Source organism: Nocardia higoensis NBRC 100133, assembly GCF_000308595.1.
GTDB classification, from domain to species: Bacteria; Actinomycetota; Actinomycetes; order Mycobacteriales; family Mycobacteriaceae; genus Nocardia; species Nocardia higoensis.
Window position 1 is genome coordinate 38,651 of record NZ_BAGA01000059.1, and the last position, 16,131, is coordinate 54,781.

The 16,131-nt window shown below is 70.9% G+C and carries 14 protein-coding genes; 4 read left to right on the plus strand and 10 right to left on the minus strand.

Going from position 1 to position 16,131, the window contains the following annotated elements; translation table 11 throughout:
• The first annotated feature begins 71 nt into the window (after positions 1-71).
• Positions 72-266, plus strand: coding sequence for an antitoxin (locus ON26_RS08035; RefSeq protein ID WP_040795392.1), 195 nt, complete (start codon positions 72-74; stop codon positions 264-266).
• 118 nt (positions 267-384) lie between these two features.
• On the opposite strand, the gene ON26_RS08040 is transcribed toward ON26_RS08035, so the two are convergent.
• Positions 385-873 (minus strand): polyadenylate-specific 3'-exoribonuclease AS, encoded by a 489-nt coding sequence (locus ON26_RS08040; RefSeq protein ID WP_040795393.1) that lies wholly within the window; start codon positions 871-873, stop codon positions 385-387.
• A 185-nt stretch (positions 874-1,058) separates the two neighbouring features.
• Here ON26_RS08040 and ON26_RS08045 point away from each other — a divergent pair, with 185 nt between their 5' ends.
• A complete protein-coding gene (locus ON26_RS08045) occupies positions 1,059-2,447 on the plus strand; it encodes a class II 3-deoxy-7-phosphoheptulonate synthase (RefSeq protein WP_040795371.1) in 1,389 nt (462 codons plus the stop codon).
• Between the two features lie 55 nt (positions 2,448-2,502).
• Here the strand turns inward: ON26_RS08045 and pknB are convergent, their stop codons facing one another.
• Complete coding sequence (pknB, locus tag ON26_RS08050; RefSeq protein ID WP_040795372.1) at positions 2,503-4,503, minus strand: Stk1 family PASTA domain-containing Ser/Thr kinase; 2,001 nt, start codon at positions 4,501-4,503, stop codon at positions 2,503-2,505.
• 99 nt (positions 4,504-4,602) lie between these two features.
• Here pknB and ON26_RS08055 point away from each other — a divergent pair, with 99 nt between their 5' ends.
• On the plus strand, positions 4,603-4,971 hold the full coding sequence (locus ON26_RS08055) for an Rv2175c family DNA-binding protein (protein ID WP_040795373.1): 369 nt from the start codon (positions 4,603-4,605) through the stop codon (positions 4,969-4,971).
• 25 nt (positions 4,972-4,996) lie between these two features.
• Here ON26_RS08055 and ON26_RS08060 read toward each other — a convergent pair whose 3' ends face one another.
• The 5 genes from ON26_RS08060 to ON26_RS08080 all read right to left on the minus strand — a co-directional run bounded on the left by ON26_RS08060 (position 4,997) and on the right by ON26_RS08080 (position 11,193).
• Positions 4,997-6,052 carry a phytoene/squalene synthase family protein gene (locus tag ON26_RS08060; protein WP_051026813.1) on the minus strand — a complete coding sequence of 352 codons (1,056 nt, stop codon included), beginning with the start codon at positions 6,050-6,052 and terminating at the stop codon, positions 4,997-4,999.
• A gap of 257 nt (positions 6,053-6,309) precedes the next feature.
• Complete coding sequence (locus ON26_RS08065) at positions 6,310-8,016, minus strand: alpha-(1->6)-mannopyranosyltransferase A (RefSeq protein ID WP_051026814.1); 1,707 nt, start codon at positions 8,014-8,016, stop codon at positions 6,310-6,312.
• A 108-nt stretch (positions 8,017-8,124) separates the two neighbouring features.
• Entirely contained in the window at positions 8,125-9,666 is a 1,542-nt protein-coding gene (gene crtI, locus ON26_RS08070; RefSeq protein ID WP_040795374.1) for a phytoene desaturase family protein, read from the minus strand.
• 166 nt (positions 9,667-9,832) lie between these two features.
• Positions 9,833-10,051 carry a hypothetical protein gene (locus ON26_RS08075; RefSeq protein WP_157171821.1) on the minus strand — a complete coding sequence of 73 codons (219 nt, stop codon included), beginning with the start codon at positions 10,049-10,051 and terminating at the stop codon, positions 9,833-9,835.
• The gene (locus ON26_RS08080) at positions 10,048-11,193 is read right to left on the minus strand and encodes a polyprenyl synthetase family protein (RefSeq protein ID WP_040795376.1); all 1,146 of its coding nucleotides are present in this window, start codon (positions 11,191-11,193) and stop codon (positions 10,048-10,050) included. Before ON26_RS08080 ends, ON26_RS08075 begins: the two co-directional genes overlap by 4 nt.
• Positions 11,194-11,432: 239 nt before the next feature.
• Between ON26_RS08080 and ON26_RS08085 the strand changes: the two genes are divergently transcribed.
• Positions 11,433-12,398 carry a methylenetetrahydrofolate reductase gene (locus ON26_RS08085; RefSeq protein WP_083883894.1) on the plus strand — a complete coding sequence of 322 codons (966 nt, stop codon included), beginning with the start codon at positions 11,433-11,435 and terminating at the stop codon, positions 12,396-12,398.
• Positions 12,399-12,595: 197 nt separating this feature from the next.
• On the opposite strand, the gene ON26_RS08090 is transcribed toward ON26_RS08085, so the two are convergent.
• From ON26_RS08090 to ON26_RS08100, 3 genes are read right to left on the minus strand one after another with little or no spacing between them, the layout of a single operon-like run.
• Positions 12,596-13,876, minus strand: coding sequence for an LLM class flavin-dependent oxidoreductase (locus ON26_RS08090; protein WP_040795377.1), 1,281 nt, complete (start codon positions 13,874-13,876; stop codon positions 12,596-12,598).
• Positions 13,873-14,682, minus strand: coding sequence for a DUF1684 domain-containing protein (locus tag ON26_RS08095; protein WP_040795378.1), 810 nt, complete (start codon positions 14,680-14,682; stop codon positions 13,873-13,875). Before ON26_RS08095 ends, ON26_RS08090 begins: the two co-directional genes overlap by 4 nt.
• Positions 14,679-16,061, minus strand: coding sequence for an NtaA/DmoA family FMN-dependent monooxygenase (locus tag ON26_RS08100; RefSeq protein ID WP_040795379.1), 1,383 nt, complete (start codon positions 16,059-16,061; stop codon positions 14,679-14,681). Before ON26_RS08100 ends, ON26_RS08095 begins: the two co-directional genes overlap by 4 nt.
• Between the last annotated feature and the right edge of the window lie 70 nt (positions 16,062-16,131).

Below are 16,131 nucleotides of genomic sequence, written 5' to 3' on the forward strand. Positions count from 1 at the left end.
AGTGTTCGACGCGAACACCACGGGTACTTCCCCCTGAGCCCGTGCACGCCGAGAACACCGAGGAGGAGCGCATGTCGATCATCGATAAGCTCAAGGAGTTGGTAGGCAAGAACCCCGATCAGGTCAAGGGCGGCATCGACAAGGCCGGTGACATGTTCGACCAGCGCACCGGCGGCAAGTACGCCGGCCACGTGGACAAGGGCCAGCAGCAGGCCAAGGACTTCCTGGACCGGCAGAACCCGCAGAGCCCGCCGCCGCAGCCCTGATCCTCGCGCGATCGACGACGGGCCCCGCATCGGATCGGATGCGGGGCCTGTCGTGTGTCCGCGTCGAGTGCGTCGGCGCCCGCGCGCGGCTGTCCCCAGCGCCTGCGCGCGGCTGTCCCTAGCGCCTGCGCGCGGCTTCTATGGCCTCGAACTTGGCGAAGTTGTGCCTGGCGTCGGCCAGCGCGTCGTGGGCGTCCTGGGGTACCGGCGGCAGCGGAGGACGACCGTGTGCCTCCCAGTGCTGGCGCAGTTCGTTGGTGTAGCGCGGCAGCGCGGTCGGCAGGCCCGTCATCGAGCCCCACAGCTGCACCAGCGCGACATGGTCGTAGGCGCCGGTCCACGCCCACAGTTCCGGCTGCACGGTGGCGCGCGGAACGAAGAAGGCGAACAGATCGTCGCGGATCCTGTCCCGGCTGCGCCACAGCGGCGAGGACGGCGCGGGCAACTGCGGCAGGACATGCTTGCGCACCCACGGCCCGGCCCGCTCGGGATCGAATTCGGTTGACACCGCGTAGTATTCGCGCCCGTCCTCGCAGACGACCCCGATGGAGATCAGGTCGATGGTCCGACCGTCCTCGATGAACTCGCAGTCATAGAAATACCGCAGCGCGATCGACCTTCCTCGATTGTCCCCTGGTGCCGGCCGGGTTGCCCGCGCACGCCTCACCCTATGTGGCGGGCCCCCGGGTCCGCCGCAAGGGCCCGCGGGAGTGGAACTGTCCACCCCCGCGAGGAGGATTTTCACCCATCCCGCGCGATGTCGGCGGACCCGGCGGTACGTATTCTGAACCTGTGAACTGGACCGTCGACGTACCCATCGATCGCTTGCCGGAACTGCCCCCGCTGCCTGTGGAGTTGCGCAGGCGCCTGGACGACGCTCTGGCCCGTCCCGCGTTGCAGCAGCCGTCGTGGGACGCCGAACTGGCGGCGGACATGCGCACCGTCCTGGAAAGTGTGCCGCCGATCTGCCTGCCCACCGAAGTCGAGGAACTGAAGGAGCGGCTGGCCGAGGTGGCCCGTGGCGAGGCCTTCCTCATGCAGGGCGGCGACTGCGCGGAAACCTTTGCCGACAACACCGAGCCGCACATCCGCGGCAACATTCGCACCCTGCTGCAGATGGCCGTGGTGCTGACCTACGGCGCGAGCCTGCCGGTGGTCAAGGTCGCCCGGATCGCCGGCCAATACGCCAAGCCGCGCTCCTCGGACGTCGACGCCAAGGGCTTGAAGTCCTATCGCGGCGACATGGTGAACTCGCTGATCGACGATCCGGCGTTGCGTGAGCACGATCCCTCCCGGCTGGTGCGCGCCTACGCCAACGCCAGCGCCGCGATGAACCTGGTCCGCGCGCTGACCAGCGCGGGCATGGCCGATCTGCACAAGGTGCACGATTGGAACCGCGACTTCGTGGCACAGTCCCCGGCGGGCGCGCGCTACGAGGCGCTGGCCGAGGAGATCGACCGCGGCCTGAAGTTCATGAACGCCTGCCGGGTCAACGACCCGAGCCTGCAGTCGGCGCGCATCTACGCCAGTCACGAGGCGCTCGTGCTCGACTACGAGCGCGCGCTGCTGCGCCTGAGCGAGCATCCGGTGACCGGGGAGCCGTTGCTCTACGACCTGTCGGCGCATTTCCTGTGGATCGGCGAGCGCACCCGCCAGCTCGACGGCGCGCACATCGCCTTCGCCGAGCTGCTGGCCAACCCGATCGGCCTGAAGATCGGCCCGACCACGACCCCCGAGCAGGCGGTCGAGTACGTCGAGCGGCTCGACCCGAAGAACGAGCCGGGCAGGCTGACCCTCGTCTCCCGGATGGGCAACAGCAAGGTGCGCGAGGCGCTGCCGCCGATCATCGAGAAGGTGCAGGCCACCGGCCACCAGGTGATCTGGCAGTGCGACCCCATGCACGGCAACACCCACGAGGCCTCCACCGGCTTCAAGACCAGGCACTTCGACCGCATCGTCGACGAGGTGCAGGGCTTCTTCGAGGTGCACCGCGCGCTGGGCACCCATCCCGGCGGCCTGCACATCGAGCTGACCGGTGAGGACGTCACCGAATGCCTCGGCGGCGCCCAGGACATCTCGGATCTGGATCTGAGCGGCCGCTACGAGACCGCCTGTGATCCGCGCCTGAACACCCAGCAGTCGCTGGAGCTGTCCTTCCTGGTCGCGGAGATGCTGCGCTGATACGCGGCTGAGCCCTTGCCGAGTGCGCCCGGAATGTTCCGGGCGCATGTCCGGCTCAGGGCAGCGCGACGAGAGTGACGGTCGAACCCGGTTCCACCTTGTTCGAGATGCCCGGGCTCTGCGAGATGACCACCGAACTGTCGCGCGGGGTCAGCTGACGCACCTGCACCCGCAGGCCGAGACCTTCGAGGATCTCGCGGGCGTCGGCGATGCTCTTGCCGATCACGCCGGGGATCTTCACCGCATTGGACACCACCAGCGTCACCCCCTTGCCGGGGTCGATGGTGGTGCCCTCGGCCGGATCGGTGCTGATCACGCTGCCCGCTTCGATGGTCTTGTCGTAGCTCTCGGTGGTGCTGCGTACGGTGATCCCGACGGCCGCCAGCGCCGCCTCGGCTTCCTCGACGGTCTTGCCGCGCACGTCGGGCACCGGGACCGGCCGCGAGCCGTTGCTGGTGTAGACCTTGACCTGCCCGTTCAGGGGCAGGATCGTGCCGGGCTCGGGTTCGACCTTCGCCAGGGTGCCCTCGGGAGCGGTGCTGCCGGTCTCCCCGGCGCGCACCGGCGTGAGCCCGGCGTCCTGGATCCGCGCGATCACGGAGTCGATGTCGTCGCCGGGTTGCACGGCGGGCACCTTGGGCTTGCCGTTCGATACCAGCACCGAGACGGTGGAGCCCTTGGTGATCTTGGAACCGGCGGGCGGATCGCTGCCGACCACGCCGCCGACGGGCACGGTGTCGGAGGCCTTGGGCTCGGTGGCGGCGACGAAACCGGCCTCGGTGATGGCCGCGGTCGCCTGCTCGGCGGTCAGGCCGGCGATCGGCGGGACCGCGTTGTAGCGGCCGACGCCGAGCCACCAGCCGCCGATGCCGACCAGCAGGGTGAGTGCGACGACGACCGCGACCCAGATGAGCGTGGTGCGCCGCGCGCTCGACGGGTCGGGGCCGTACGGCGCCCGATGGCTGCCCTGGTGCGGGGGTTCGTGGTGCGGCGGGGGGAGTTGTCCGTGTCCGGCGTAGTCGCCGGGGCCGTACATACGACTGTCGTAGTCGTCCTCGTGCGGCTGCGGACCGGTGACCACCCGGGTCCGGTGTTGCTGCGGAACGTGCTGCGGCGAGACCGGGGTGTGCGCGGGCGGCTGCGCGAACGCGCCCGGGGTGAGATCGGCGGCGCGGTAACGCGCGCTCAGGTGCTCGGCGGAGTCCTGCGGCGCCGGTACCCGGTAGGGCGGCAGGTTCAGCACCGCGGCGATGTGGCGCAGTTCGGCGAGCATCTCGTCGGCGTTCGCGAAACGGTGCGCGGGCTCGCGGGCGGTGGCCCTGGCGACCAGCTCGTCGAACTCGACCGGAACGCCGTCGATATAGCTGCTCGGGCTCGGCACATCGTTGTCGACTCGCTGCAGGGCGATAGCCAGCGAATTGTCGCCGGTGAACGGCACCTGGCCGGTGAGCAGTTCGAAGATGAGGATGCCGAAGGCGTAGACATCGCTGCGGGCGTCGGTCTGACCGGTGGTGACCTGTTCGGGAGACAGATAGGCGGCCGTGCCGAGGATCACGCCCGCGGCGGTGGTGTTCGCCGCGGCGACCGCGCGGACCAGGCCGAAGTCGGCGATCTTGACTTCGCCGCCGTCGGAGATCAGCACGTTCTCCGGCTTGATGTCGCGGTGCACCAAGCCCTGGCTGTGCGCGACGCCGATCGCCGCGAGCACCGGCTCGACCACGGCGCGCGCCGCGTGCGGGGGCATCGGGCCGCGTTCGCGCAGCAGTTCGCGCAGTGTGCCGCCCTGCACCAATTCCATGATCAGGAACGGATGTTCGCCGTCGATGCCCTGGTCGTACACGGCCACCAGGGCGGGATGATTGAGCCGGGCGACGGTGCGCGCCTCGAATTCGAAGCGGGTGAGGAACTGCGGGTCGCCGGCGAATTTCGGGTCCATCACCTTGATGGCGACCGGACGGTCGAGCCGGGTGTCCACACCACGGAAGACCGTCGACATTCCACCGCGGGCGATCGGCGCGTCGATCCGATAGCGGCCGTCCAGCATCTGCCCGATCACCAGTGATGTCCTCCGAAATCAGCGGCCGCGCTCTGCGACCCCCTGATCGTAACCATGCCGTTGGATGTGGACCGGGCACACCGACTACGGTTGTCTGCCGTGAGCTCATTCCCCTGCAGCAAGGACGTGCTGTCGGACTCGGTGTCCCTGTTGTCGGTTCCCGAGGTCGCCGAACGGCTCGGGATCGTGGTGACCCGGGTGCATCAGATGTTGCGTGAGCACCAGCTCCTCGCGGTGCGCCGCGACGGTGTGCCCGGTGTTCCGGAGATCTTCTTCGACGCCTCCGGCCAAGTGGTCAAGATGCTGCCCGGCCTCATCACGGTCATGCGGGATGCCAAGTACACCGACGAGGAGATCCTGGAGTGGATCTTCACCGACGACCCGAGCCTGCCCGGCAAGCCGGTCGACGCCCTGCACGGCCCGCTCGCCCGGGAAGTGGTGCGCAGGGCCGCCGCCGAGCCCTTCTGATCGTTGTCCAGCGGTCGCGTCCCGGTCACCGGCCGGGTAGCGCGGCCCTGACGAGCTGCCCGGCCGCGACGGCGAGCTTGCGTCGCCGGGGCACCACGGCGCGTTCCCGGAACACCGCGTAGCCGGAATCCTCGATGCGCTCCAGGATGCCCGCGTACAGCACGCTCGCGGTCCGGATGGCCGGGCGCACCCGCGGCGTGAGCAGGTCGATGCCCGGTTCGGCGCGGCGGTAGTAGTCGCGATCGACGGCGATCAGGTGGGCCAGCGCGCGCTGCACCCGGACGTCGGTGTGCCCGGTCGCGCGGCAGTGCGCCAGCAGATCCTCGGTGACGCCGAAGGCTTCGAGGTCCTCGGCGGGCAGGTAGATGCGCCCGCGATCGAGATCCTCGGCCACGTCGCGCAGGAAGTTGGTGAGCTGGAACGCCTCGCCCAGTGCCGCCGCCGCGGGCTCGGCCTCGGCGCGCGGTCCGACCGTGCCGAGCACCGGCAGCAGTTGCAGGCCGATGGCGGCGGCCGAGCCGCGCATGTACTCGCGCAGTTCGGCCAGGTCGGCGTACCGGTCGCGGAACAGCGGCGAGCCGGGGACGTCCATGCGCATGGAGTCCAGGAAGGTCCGGAAGTGCTCCGGCGCGATGTCGAAGCGGCGCACGGTGTCGGTCAGCGCGGCCAGCGCGGCGGGCCACGCCTCCGGCAGCGCCTGTGCGACCTCGGCGTCGCGCGCGGCGTCGCGTGGCGGTCCGGACGGTTCGCCGAGCGCCGCCCGCACCTGGGCGTCGATGAGATCGAGCAGTTCGACGGCCCCGGGGCGGGGCGATGCCGCTCCGGCATGCGACTGTGCCTCGCCGTCGTTCCCGGCTCCTCCAGGGCGGGCACCCGGCTCCGGTAGCGCGGCGATATCGACGATGTCGTCGACCACCCGGGCGAAGGCGTACAGCGCGTGGACCGCCGGGCGCTGGTGCGCACCCAGTAAGCGGGTCGCCAGGTGATAGGTCCGTCCGTGGGCCGCCGAGATGTCACGGCAGCGGCGATAGGCCTGCGCCAAGTCCACCCGCGCCGGGGCCACCCTGGCCGGGTTCGGCATGGCCTGGTCGGCCGTCGACGGGTCCGCCGTGGCCGGGTCGGGCGTGGCCGGGTCCGCCGTGGCCGGGTCGGGCGTGGCTCGGTCCGGCGCGGCGCTACCCGCCGTGGCCGACTTCGTTGCGGCCCGAGCCGTGGTGGCCGATGCCTCCGCACCCGGCTCGGCGGCGCCCGGAGCCGCCTCGCCGGCTGGTCGGGCCGGGCGAGGTGTGGCCGGATCGGGTGGGGTGGACGCGCTGTTCGCGTCCGCGGCGGGACCGCTCACGCCCGGGCGATCGTGGCGGGCTCCACCGCGGGGTGCGGGACCGCCGCGGGTCGACGCGAATCCGACGAGGAGGCTTTCAACCGCAACGGGTCCACGTGCCGCAGTGACAACGCGGCCACCACGGCCACGAAGGTCGCCGCGGCCACGTGCCAGAAGTTGTACAGGCCGATGGAGCCGTCGGGCTGGAAGACCAGCATCAGCCAGGTGCAGATGCCCACCAGCACCATCAGGGTCGTGGTCGAGAGCGCGAAGCCTGCGGCCAGCGCCAGCGGCCACGAGTAGTACCAGGGCAGCGCGGCGGGGGAGAGGATCACGATCGCGACGAACGCGATCAGGATGCCGAACACGGCTTCGCGCTCGCTGTGGCGGAACCGCCACCAGGTCGCCACGAGCACCACCACCAGCGCGACCGCGCAGAGCGTGCGGGTGACGCCGAGTACCGACTCCAGGCGCAGGTTGGTGATCCAGGTGGTCGCGTGCGCCATGACGGTCGGCAGCGACAGCCAGTTGATGATCTTCTTCGAGCCGGAAAGGGCGGTGAGCCAGCCGATTCCGACACCGGCGACGGCCGAGGCGATGACGAACACCACCGCGAACACGCTCAGGCCCAGGCCCGCGATCTTGGCGAAGGTGAGCGCGGGGTGGGGCATGTCGGGGCCGGGTTTGGCGGCGTCGGGATGCCCGGACTGCTCACTCGAGGCGGGATCGCGCTCGGCGTCCGGATCGAGAGCGGCGCGTTCGGCCGCGCGGCGTTCGCGTTCGTGCAGCATCCAGATCCACACCAGGAACGGCAGTGCCACCCCGGCGGTCGCCTTGATGGCCACGCCGATGGCGACGACGACGATGCCCGCCACGTGATGGCGTTCGAGCACCAGGGCGATGCCCGCGCACATCAGCCCGACCATCAGCATCTCGTTGTGCACGCCGCCGATCAGGTGGATGAGCACCAGCGGATTGAGCACCGCCAGCCACAGCGCCACGGTGGGCCTGCCGCCGAGATGCTTGGTCAGGTACGGCACCGCCCACATCATCAGCGCCAGGCCGGGCAGCATCACCAGCCGCAGCGCGATGGTCCCGGAGACGACGTCGTCTCCGGTGATGGCGGTGATGGCGCGACCGAGCAGCAGGAATACCGGGCCGTATGGGGCGGTGGTGGTGGTCCAGACCGGGCTGACATTGTCCAGCAGCACACCGGGATTGGCGACCGGTCCGACCGTGTAGGGATCGAAGCCGTCGCGCAGCAGCGCGCCCTGGGCGAGATAGGAATAGGCGTCGCGGCTGAACATGGGCACCGCGAACAGCAGCGGGAAGATCCAGATGCCGACGATGGCCCGCAGTTCGTTCAGGGTCACGTGCACGGGCCGCCCGCCGAGGCCGAGCGTGCTGCGGCCCAGGCGCACCCAGGCGGTGATCATGGCCAGCACGCCTGCCCAGATCAGGATCGTCGACAGCGCGTATCCGTGTCCGAAGCGCAGCCAGGACAGGTGCAGCGCCTCGAGCAGTGGGTCGCGGGTGCGGACACTGCCCGCGCCGAATCCACCGAAAGTGATCAGCGCCGCGCCGACGAAGCCGAGCAGCGCCGCGTGGCCTTCCGGGCTGCGCGCGAAGTCGGCCCAGGCCTGCATCCGAGTGCGGCCTCCGCCGGGAACGGCGCCGGTCACGGCCTGGGCGGGGGCTGCGGTGCTCGTGTCGGGGGGATGCATGTCGTGTCGGTTCCCCCGGGCGAGATCGGCGGTCGTAACCGCGTGTGGATATGGTCGGCAGTCAGTTTAGTGCTTGCTCGCGGGATCGCTCGCCCTGGTCCGGGCCGGTTAGCCCGCGGTGTGTCCGGCGGCGCCGATGATCCGGTGTGCCGCGAGTTTGCCCGACAGCAGGACGGTCGGCACCCCGATACCGGGAACGGTTCCGCAACCGGCGAGAACCACATTGTCGGCGAAGCGGGGCAGGTTGCGGGTACGGAACGGCCCGGTTTGCCGGAACAGATGCGCGGCGGCGAACGGGGTGCCCGCCAGCATGCCTTTGTCCCGCCAGGTGTACGGAGTGTCGAGGTGGTCGACGGTGAAGTGCTCGGCGATGCCGCGGTAGCCGCGCTCTTCCAGCAGTGTCAGCAGTTCACCGAGGTATGGCCGGGCCAGCCGGTCCCAGTCCAGCGGCGCGCTGTCCAGGTTCGGGCAGGGCGCCAGCACCGAGAACGGTTCGTGGCGGCCGTCGGGGCGGGTGACCATCAGGTCGGGATCGGTCAGCGCGGGCCGGGTCAGCAACAGCGAGGGATCGCTCATGAGCCTGCCCTTGCCGCGGCGGGTGGCGATCTCGCGGAAGGTCTGTTCCCAGGCCGCGCCGAAGTCGATGGTGTGGTGCGCCTGCACCGGCCACTGCGCGGTGATCTCGGCGGGGACGGTGCCGTGCGCGACGACGGCCGAGGGGGAGGCGCGCAACCCGCGTCTGCGCTGGCCGCCGAATCGCTCGATCGACCCGAGGTCGGCGGTGAGCACCACCGCGTCGCACGGCACGGATTCGCCGTCGGCGAGCAGCACCCGGGTGGCGCGCTTGCCGGTGTAGTCGATCCGGACGACCTCGCTGTTCAGTCTCAGCGCACCGCCCGCGTCGGTGAGTGCCGAGGCCATCGTCTCGGCGACCGCGCTCATGCCCCCGCGCGGGAAGTAGACGCCGAGCGAGGTGTCCATGTGCGGGATCGCGGCGTAGACGGCCAGCGCGTCGGCCGGGGCCGTGCCCGCGTAGAGGGCCTGGAAGGTGAACAGCCGCGACAGCCGGCGGTCGGTGAGCAGGCGGTCGATCCTGGCGCCGAGCCTGCCGAAGCCGCCGAGCCGGACCAGGTCGAGCAGCGCGGCCCGTTTCGCCGGTTTACGCACCATGTCCAGCGGCGAGTCGAAGTCGGTGTCCATGAACTCGGTGAACTCGGCGCGGTAGATCGCGGCCAGCCAGTCCCGCAGTCGCCGGTAGCGCACGGCCTCGTCCGGGCCGCAGGCGCGCGCGACCTCCTCGGCCATCAGGTCGGCGTCGGCGAAGACCCGGATGTCGGAGCCGTCGGCGAAGCGGGCGTGATAGCTCGGCGTGAGCGCGAGCACCTCCAGCGGGACCGGTGCGGAGGCACGGGTGTGCCCGACGGCGGCCAGCGCCTCGTCGATGAGCTCGGGCAGGGTCAGCACGGTGGCGCCGGAGTCGATCCGGTAGTCCGGGCCGGTGTAGTGGCCGACCCGGCCACCGGGATGGTCCGCGCGCTCGAGCACGGTGACCTGCCTGCCGGAGCCGGCCAGATACAGCGCCGCGGCCAGCCCGGACAGGCCCGCGCCGATCACGACGATCCGATCCGCCGGTCCCGCAACGGTTTTCATCTCCGACTCCCTCGTCACTGGCTGGCAGTCCTGACCGGACGCGGACTGTTCGTGCGTCCCGGGCATGCGAATACCCCGGTGCGGAGGTTACCCGCAGCGCACCGGGGCACCGTTCGGCACCCGAACCGGCGAGACCGGGCCGGAGATGCTGGAGCGGGGGTCAGGCCTAGAGGAAGTCCACGTCTTCGAAGTCGTCGTCTTCGGGAAGCGCGGAACACGACCGGGGAACCGGGAAGTCTCGCCGCGTCGGCAGCGAGGCGCCGAGGATCACCCGGCGTTCGGTGAGGGCGGCCAAGGCCTTGCCACGGCGCTTGCCGGTGCCGCGCGGGGCGGGCCCGGCCCCGACGGTGATCACCCGATGGGCGGGCGACACAACGGCTTTCATGCAGTCCTCCTGGTAGCGGCCAACGCCATACCGCGAAGGGTCTGCTTCGCGGCGGGTGTGGCCGAACTGGTTTCCAATGCGGCCAGGCCGCGGTCGGTGAGATCGGCGATGCGGCGTTCCACATCGTCGACGGCGCCGAGCTCGACGAGCACGGCGCGTAGGCGTTCCACGTCCTCGGCACCCAGATCGGTGCCGATGCTGTTCCGCAGCAGTGCCGCCGCGGCGTGGTCTGTGTTGTCGGCCCGGCGCAGCGCCTCGGCCAGCAGTACGGTGCGCTTGCCCTCGCGCAGGTCGTCGCCGGAGGGCTTGCCGGTCACCTCCGGGTCGCCGAACACGCCGAGCAGATCGTCACGCAGCTGGAAGGCGATGCCGATGTCGGTGCCGAAGGTGCGGTAGGCGGCGATCAGGCCCTCGTCGGCGCCCGCGAGCGCGGCGCCGAGGTGCAGCGGCCGCTCCACGGTGTAGGCGGCGGTCTTGTACCGGTTGATCCGCAGCGCGGCCTCCACCGAGTCGTCGCGGCCGGCTTCACCGTTGATGTCGAGCAGCTGCCCGCCGAGTACCTCGGTGCGCATGAGCGCCCAGACCGGGGCGAAGCGGGCGAGCGCCGCTTCACTCAGGCCGGCGGCGTGCACCATGTCGTCGGCCCAGGCCAGCGCGAGATCCCCGATCAGGATGGCGACGCCGATGCCGAAGTGGGCGGGGTCGCCGGACCAGCCGCGCTCGCGGTGGCGCTGTTCGAAGTCGACGTGCACGGTCGGGAAGCGCCGCCGGGTGCGCGAGGAATCGATGATGTCGTCGTGGACCAGTGCACAGGCCTGGACGAGTTCGAGCGCGGAGCAGGCCGTGCGGACCGGGCCCGCCTCGGCGGAGTTCTCGTCGCCGCCCGCGCCGAGCCAGCCGTGCCAGGCGAAGGCAGGCCTGGTGCGCTTGCCGCCGCGCAGGACGAACGATTCCAGGGTGTCGGCGGCTTCTTCGAAGACCGGGCCGAGCGCGGCGACCGAGGGACGGCGGTCGGCGAAGAACGCGACCAGCGCGGCTTCCACGGACGCGACGAATTCCACGGACCCCAGGGTCGGCGCGGGGGCCCCGGCGGCAGGGGTTCGTGTCGGAGTACCGGGTCCGGCGGACAGAGGAACCTCCATGGTCACGGTGTCGTAGCTGCGCGGATGTATCGGGCAGTATTCAGGGCAGAGTTTTCGTGGCAGGCGTGATCGCGCTCGTGTGTGCGGGTTCACGATGCTGCCGTCACGAAGAATACTCGCATGTACGCAGGGTGTGTCCGGCGGGCTCCCTGTGGTTCGGAAAAATCCCTCTACCTGCGATTCTGCCGGGAACCCGCGAGCGGGCTCTCGGTGCGACGAGCTCTCACTACACTGGACCGGTGACTTTCGATCCCGCGCCCGCGTCCATCTCCGGCACGCCGTCGGTGGTGCAGAGCCTGCGTGCCCACGAGGGCCGTGCGGTGCCGTTCTCCGTCGAGTTCAACCCGCCCCGCGATGCCGAGGGCGAGGCGCGGCTGTGGCGGGCGGTGCGTGAGTTCGAACGCATGCATCCGGCGTTCGTGTCCATGACCTACGGCGCGGGCGGGTCGACCAAGGACAGGACGGTGCGCGTCACCGGCCAGCTGGCGCAGGAGACCACCCTGCTGCCGGTGGCCCACCTGACCGCCGTCGGGCACAGCGTGGCCGAGCTGCGGTCGCTGGTCGGCGCCTACGCCGACTCCGGCATCCGCAACATCCTGGTGCTGCGCGGCGACCCGCCCGGCGATCCGCTCGGCGAATGGCACCGCCACCCCGAGGGCGTGGAGTACGCCGAGGAACTGGTGCGCATCGTTCGCGACCTGGGCGACTTCCACGTCGGCGTCGCCTCCTTCCCACAGGGCCATCACCGTTCGCCGGACCTGGATTCCGACACCGCCTTCCTGGCCGCGAAACTGCGTGCGGGCGCGGAGTATTCGATCACCCAGATGTTCTTCGAGGTCGACCACTATCTGCGCCTGCGCGACCGGATCGCCGCGTTCGATCCCGTCGAGGGCGCCAAGCCGATCATCCCCGAGCTGATGCCGATCACCTCGCTGCGCACGGTCACCCGCGCCGAGGAGCTGTGCGGGCGTCCGCTGCCGGCCGGGGTGCTGGAGCGGCTGCGCCGGGCGGCGGGCGACGGACCGGAGGAGAACCGGGCCGCCGTGCGGGAGGCGGGCATCGAGATCGCCACCGAGATGGCGCAGCGCCTCATCGACGAGGGCGCGCCCTGCCTGCACTTCATCACGCTGAACTTCGCCAAGGCGACGAGCGAGGTACTCACCAACCTCGGTTACGGGGTGAGCCCCGCGCCCGCCCGCGCCTGAGGTTCGACACTCGCCCGCAGCCGTCGTGTCGGCCGCGGGCGATTCGAAGCCCTTCGTCGGGTGAGTTTGCCCAGGGAGGTGGTGAACTCGGTGCTGCCCGAACCACGCGGCCGCGCGGTCACCGGCGTCGATGTCCACGCCGCCAGGCAGCCGGGATCCGGGCCGACCGGTCGACGGGCGGCCACGGGTGACCGGGGTCAGGCGGCCGCGGCCTCGAGCAGACCCCAGGCCTCGGCGAGCAGACGGTGCGATTCCAGCCGCGCCTCGTGGTCGTGGGTGACGCTGGTGATCAGCAGTTCGTTCGCCCCGGTCGCGCGTTGCAGCGCGTCCAGCCGGCCGACGACGGTCGAGGGTGAGCCGACGAACTGGGTCAGCAGGCGGTCCTCCACGACGCGGTACTGCTCGGGCGACAACGGCGCCGCGGTGGCGGGATCGAGCACCTCGGTCGCGCCGCCCTCGGCGCGGATGCTGTGCACCCAGTGCCCGTAGGTGGAGGCCAGATGCCGGGCGGTGGCGTCGTCCTCGGCGACCACCACGTCGGCAGAGACCACCACATACGGTTCGGCGAGCTCCACCGACGGGCGGAATGCCGCGCGATAGGCCCGCACCGCGTCCAGCGCGGTCGCGGGCACGGTGTGATAGGCCACCGCGAACGGCAATCCGAGCCTGCCCGCCAGTTCCGCGCTCTCACCGGCGCTGGTGCCGAACAACCACAGCTGCACCCGGGCACGCTCGCCGGGTACCGCGTGCAGTTCCACGCCCTCGGGCGTGCGGTAGCTGCCGTCGAGCAGCGCCCGCACCTGGTCGACGTACTCGCTGAAGTCGATCGGCTGCGCTCCGGGCAGCTGCAGGGCCTGCAGCCCGGCGAGATAGCGCTCCTTGACCGCCAGGGCACTGAAATCGAACGGGGGCGGAACGACGACGCCGTCGCGCACCCGCACTTCGGCAGCCGGTGCACCGGCCGAACCGCCCGCGTCGGCGCCGCTCGGCCCGCGCTCCCCTCCATCGGCCGCGGGCGCTGCGCGGTTCCCGGCGGTCGGCTCTCCCGTGGCGACTGCCCGTGTGGTCGGCTGCGGAACGGCTGCGCTCCCGCCCGCCGCGCTCCCGTTCGCCCCCGGCGCGGCTTGCCCGAACTTCGCACGCCGGTGCGCCGAACGGCCGAGCCCCAGGTCGAGCCTGCCCGGATAGAGCGCGTCGATCGTGCCGAATCCCTCGACGACCGAAGCCGCCGTGTGGTGGCCTGCCTGTACCGCCCCCGACCCCACCCGGATGCGGGAGGTGGCGGCCGCGACGAGCCCGATCAGGGTGATCGAGCTGGAACTGGCGACCTTCACGAAATGGTGTTCGGCCAGCCAGAACCGGTGGTAGCCCCATTGTTCGGCGCGCTGGGCCAGCTCGATGGTGTTACGCAGCGCCTGCTGCGGCGTCGATCCCGCGCTGATCGGGGCCAGGTCCAGCACCGACAGCGGCACGTTCATCGCAGGCCGCCGTCCAGACGCGGATCCTGTTCGCCCGCTTCGATCGCCACCCGCAGCCGGTTCTGCTCGGGCGCGACCGGGCAGGTGGCGAATTCGGTGAAAGCGCAGGGCAGGTTGACCGCCCGGTTGAAGTCGAGGGTGACCGCGCCCTCGGCGTCGGGCGTGGGCAGGGTGAGCGAGCGCGCGGTCGGGAAGGTGGTGACCCCGCTGGTGGCGTCGGTGAACAACACCCGCAGTTCCACACCGGTGCGGAACACCACGACCCGCTCGGTCGCCGGGCCGATGCCGAATTCGATCTCGCCGATCGCGTTGTGCCGGTGCTCGAGCCCGTCGATCACCGCGCCGGTGGTGACCGGGCGGGGCGCGGGGTAGGCGGTGAACCGGCCCTGAACCACCCAGCGCGGATCGGGCGAGTAGGCCGGGATGCCGGTGAAGCGGGCCAGGGCCGGCGCGTCCGGGTCGTGCACCCGCACCCCGTGCCTGCCGGTGCGCCGGATGACCTCGAGGATGCGGCGCTCGTGGCGCACCTGCACGCCCGGCGCGCCCTCGGCCGGGACCAGGATCCGCACGCCGGCGATGTCGCTGCCCTCGGCGACGAGGCGGTCGCCCGGCTGGGCGGTGATGAACACCTTGTTGTCGGTCACCCACCAGGTGCCGGGGACGCCGGGCAGGCGACTCGGTTCGTCGGTGAGCCAGTGCAGACCGGTGAGACTCAGGAAGCCGAGCGGATCGCGCAAGTTGTCCTCGCGGGTGCTGTGCCAGCGGGCCCATTCGGTTTCGAAACTGGTGACGGTGCTTGTCGTCATGACGCTCGGGCTCCTTCGTGTGCGGTGCTGTGCTGGTGCGTGTGGTGCGGGTGAGGCAGTCCGAGATGCTCACGCAAGGTGTCACCCCGGTACTCGGTGCGGAAGCTGCCGCGTTCCTGCAGTTCCGGCACGACCCGCTCGACGAACTCGTCGAGCCCGGCCGGGGTCAGGTGCGGGACGAGGATGAACCCGTCGGCGGCGTCGGTCTGCACGTATTCGTCGATCTCGGCCGCGACCTGCGCCGGGGTGCCGACGAACTGCTGACGCGCCGTGACCTCGATGACCAGCTCGCGAATGCTCAGGTGCTCCGCGCGTGCCTTCTCCCGCCAGGTCTTCGCGACCGCGAGCGGATCGCGGGCGTGCCGGACCCGGCCCCTGGTGATGTCCGGATCGCCGGTCGGATCCTCCTCGGGCAGCGGCCCGTCGGGGTCGTAGCCGGAAAGGTCGCGGCCCCAGATCTGTTCGAGGAAGGCGATCGCGGTCTGCGGGCCGACCTGCTGGCGGCGGATGTGCGCGGCGCGGTCGCGGGCTTCCTCGGCGGTGTCGCCCAGCACGAAGGTGGCGGCCGGAAAGATCTTCAGGTGATCGGGGTCTCGCCCGTACTTCGCCAGCCTGCTCTTCACATCGGCGTAGAAGACGCGCCCGGCCGCCAGCGTGCCGTGCACGGTGAAGATGGCATCGGCGGCCGACGCGCCGAATTCGCGGCCCTCGTCGGAATCGCCCGCCTGCAACAGCACCGGATGCCCCTGCGGACTCGGCGGCAGCGTGAACGGCGCCGCGATGTCGAACTGCGTGGACCGGAACTCGGTGACCGGCACTTCCCGGGCGAACACCCCGGCCTCGCGGTCGACCACCAGCGAATCGGCAGGCCAGCTGTCCCACAGCGCCCGGCTGAGCTCGACCACCTCGGCGGCCCTGCGATACCGGTCCGCATGATCGAGATAGCCTCCGCGACGGAAGTTCTCGCCGGTGAAGGCGTCCGAGGAGGTGACCACATTCCAGGCCGCGCGCCCGCCGGAGAGATGGTCCAGACCGGCGAACTGCCTGGCCAGCTCGAACGGCTCGTTGTAGGTGGAGTTGATGGTGCCCGCCAGACCCAGCTTGTCGGTCACCCCGGCCAGCGCGTTGAGCACGGTGAAGGTGTCGGGCCTGCCGACCACGTCGAGATCGTGGATGCGCCCGCGATGCTCGCGCAGGCGCAGCCCCTCGGCGAGGAAGAAGAAGTCGAACAGGCCCCGCTCGGCGGTGCGCGCCAGATGCTCGAACGAGGCGAAATCGATCTGACTGCCCGAGGCCGGATCGCTCCACACCGTCGTGTTGTTCACGCCGGGGAAGTGCGCGGCCAGGTGAACCTGTTTGCGAGGACGCTGCCGGGTCACGACGGCACTCCTTCCGTGAGGGCCGCGTAACGGCTGACAGGGCGGGGCAGACCCAGCCGGTCGCGCAGCG

Coding starts and splice junctions, on each gene's coding strand:
- ON26_RS08075 (WP_157171821.1), bottom strand. CDS start 10,051: ATGAAAGCCGTTGTGTCGCCCGCCCATCGGGTGATCACCGTCGGGGCC.
- ON26_RS08095 (WP_040795378.1), bottom strand. CDS start 14,682: ATGACGACAAGCACCGTCACCAGTTTCGAAACCGAATGGGCCCGCTGG.
- crtI (WP_040795374.1), bottom strand. CDS start 9,666: ATGAAAACCGTTGCGGGACCGGCGGATCGGATCGTCGTGATCGGCGCG.
- ON26_RS08090 (WP_040795377.1), bottom strand. CDS start 13,876: ATGAACGTGCCGCTGTCGGTGCTGGACCTGGCCCCGATCAGCGCGGGA.
- ON26_RS08060 (WP_051026813.1), bottom strand. CDS start 6,052: ATGCCGAACCCGGCCAGGGTGGCCCCGGCGCGGGTGGACTTGGCGCAG.
- ON26_RS08035 (WP_040795392.1), top strand. CDS start 72: ATGTCGATCATCGATAAGCTCAAGGAGTTGGTAGGCAAGAACCCCGAT.
- ON26_RS08080 (WP_040795376.1), bottom strand. CDS start 11,193: ATGGAGGTTCCTCTGTCCGCCGGACCCGGTACTCCGACACGAACCCCT.
- ON26_RS08065 (WP_051026814.1), bottom strand. CDS start 8,016: ATGCATCCCCCCGACACGAGCACCGCAGCCCCCGCCCAGGCCGTGACC.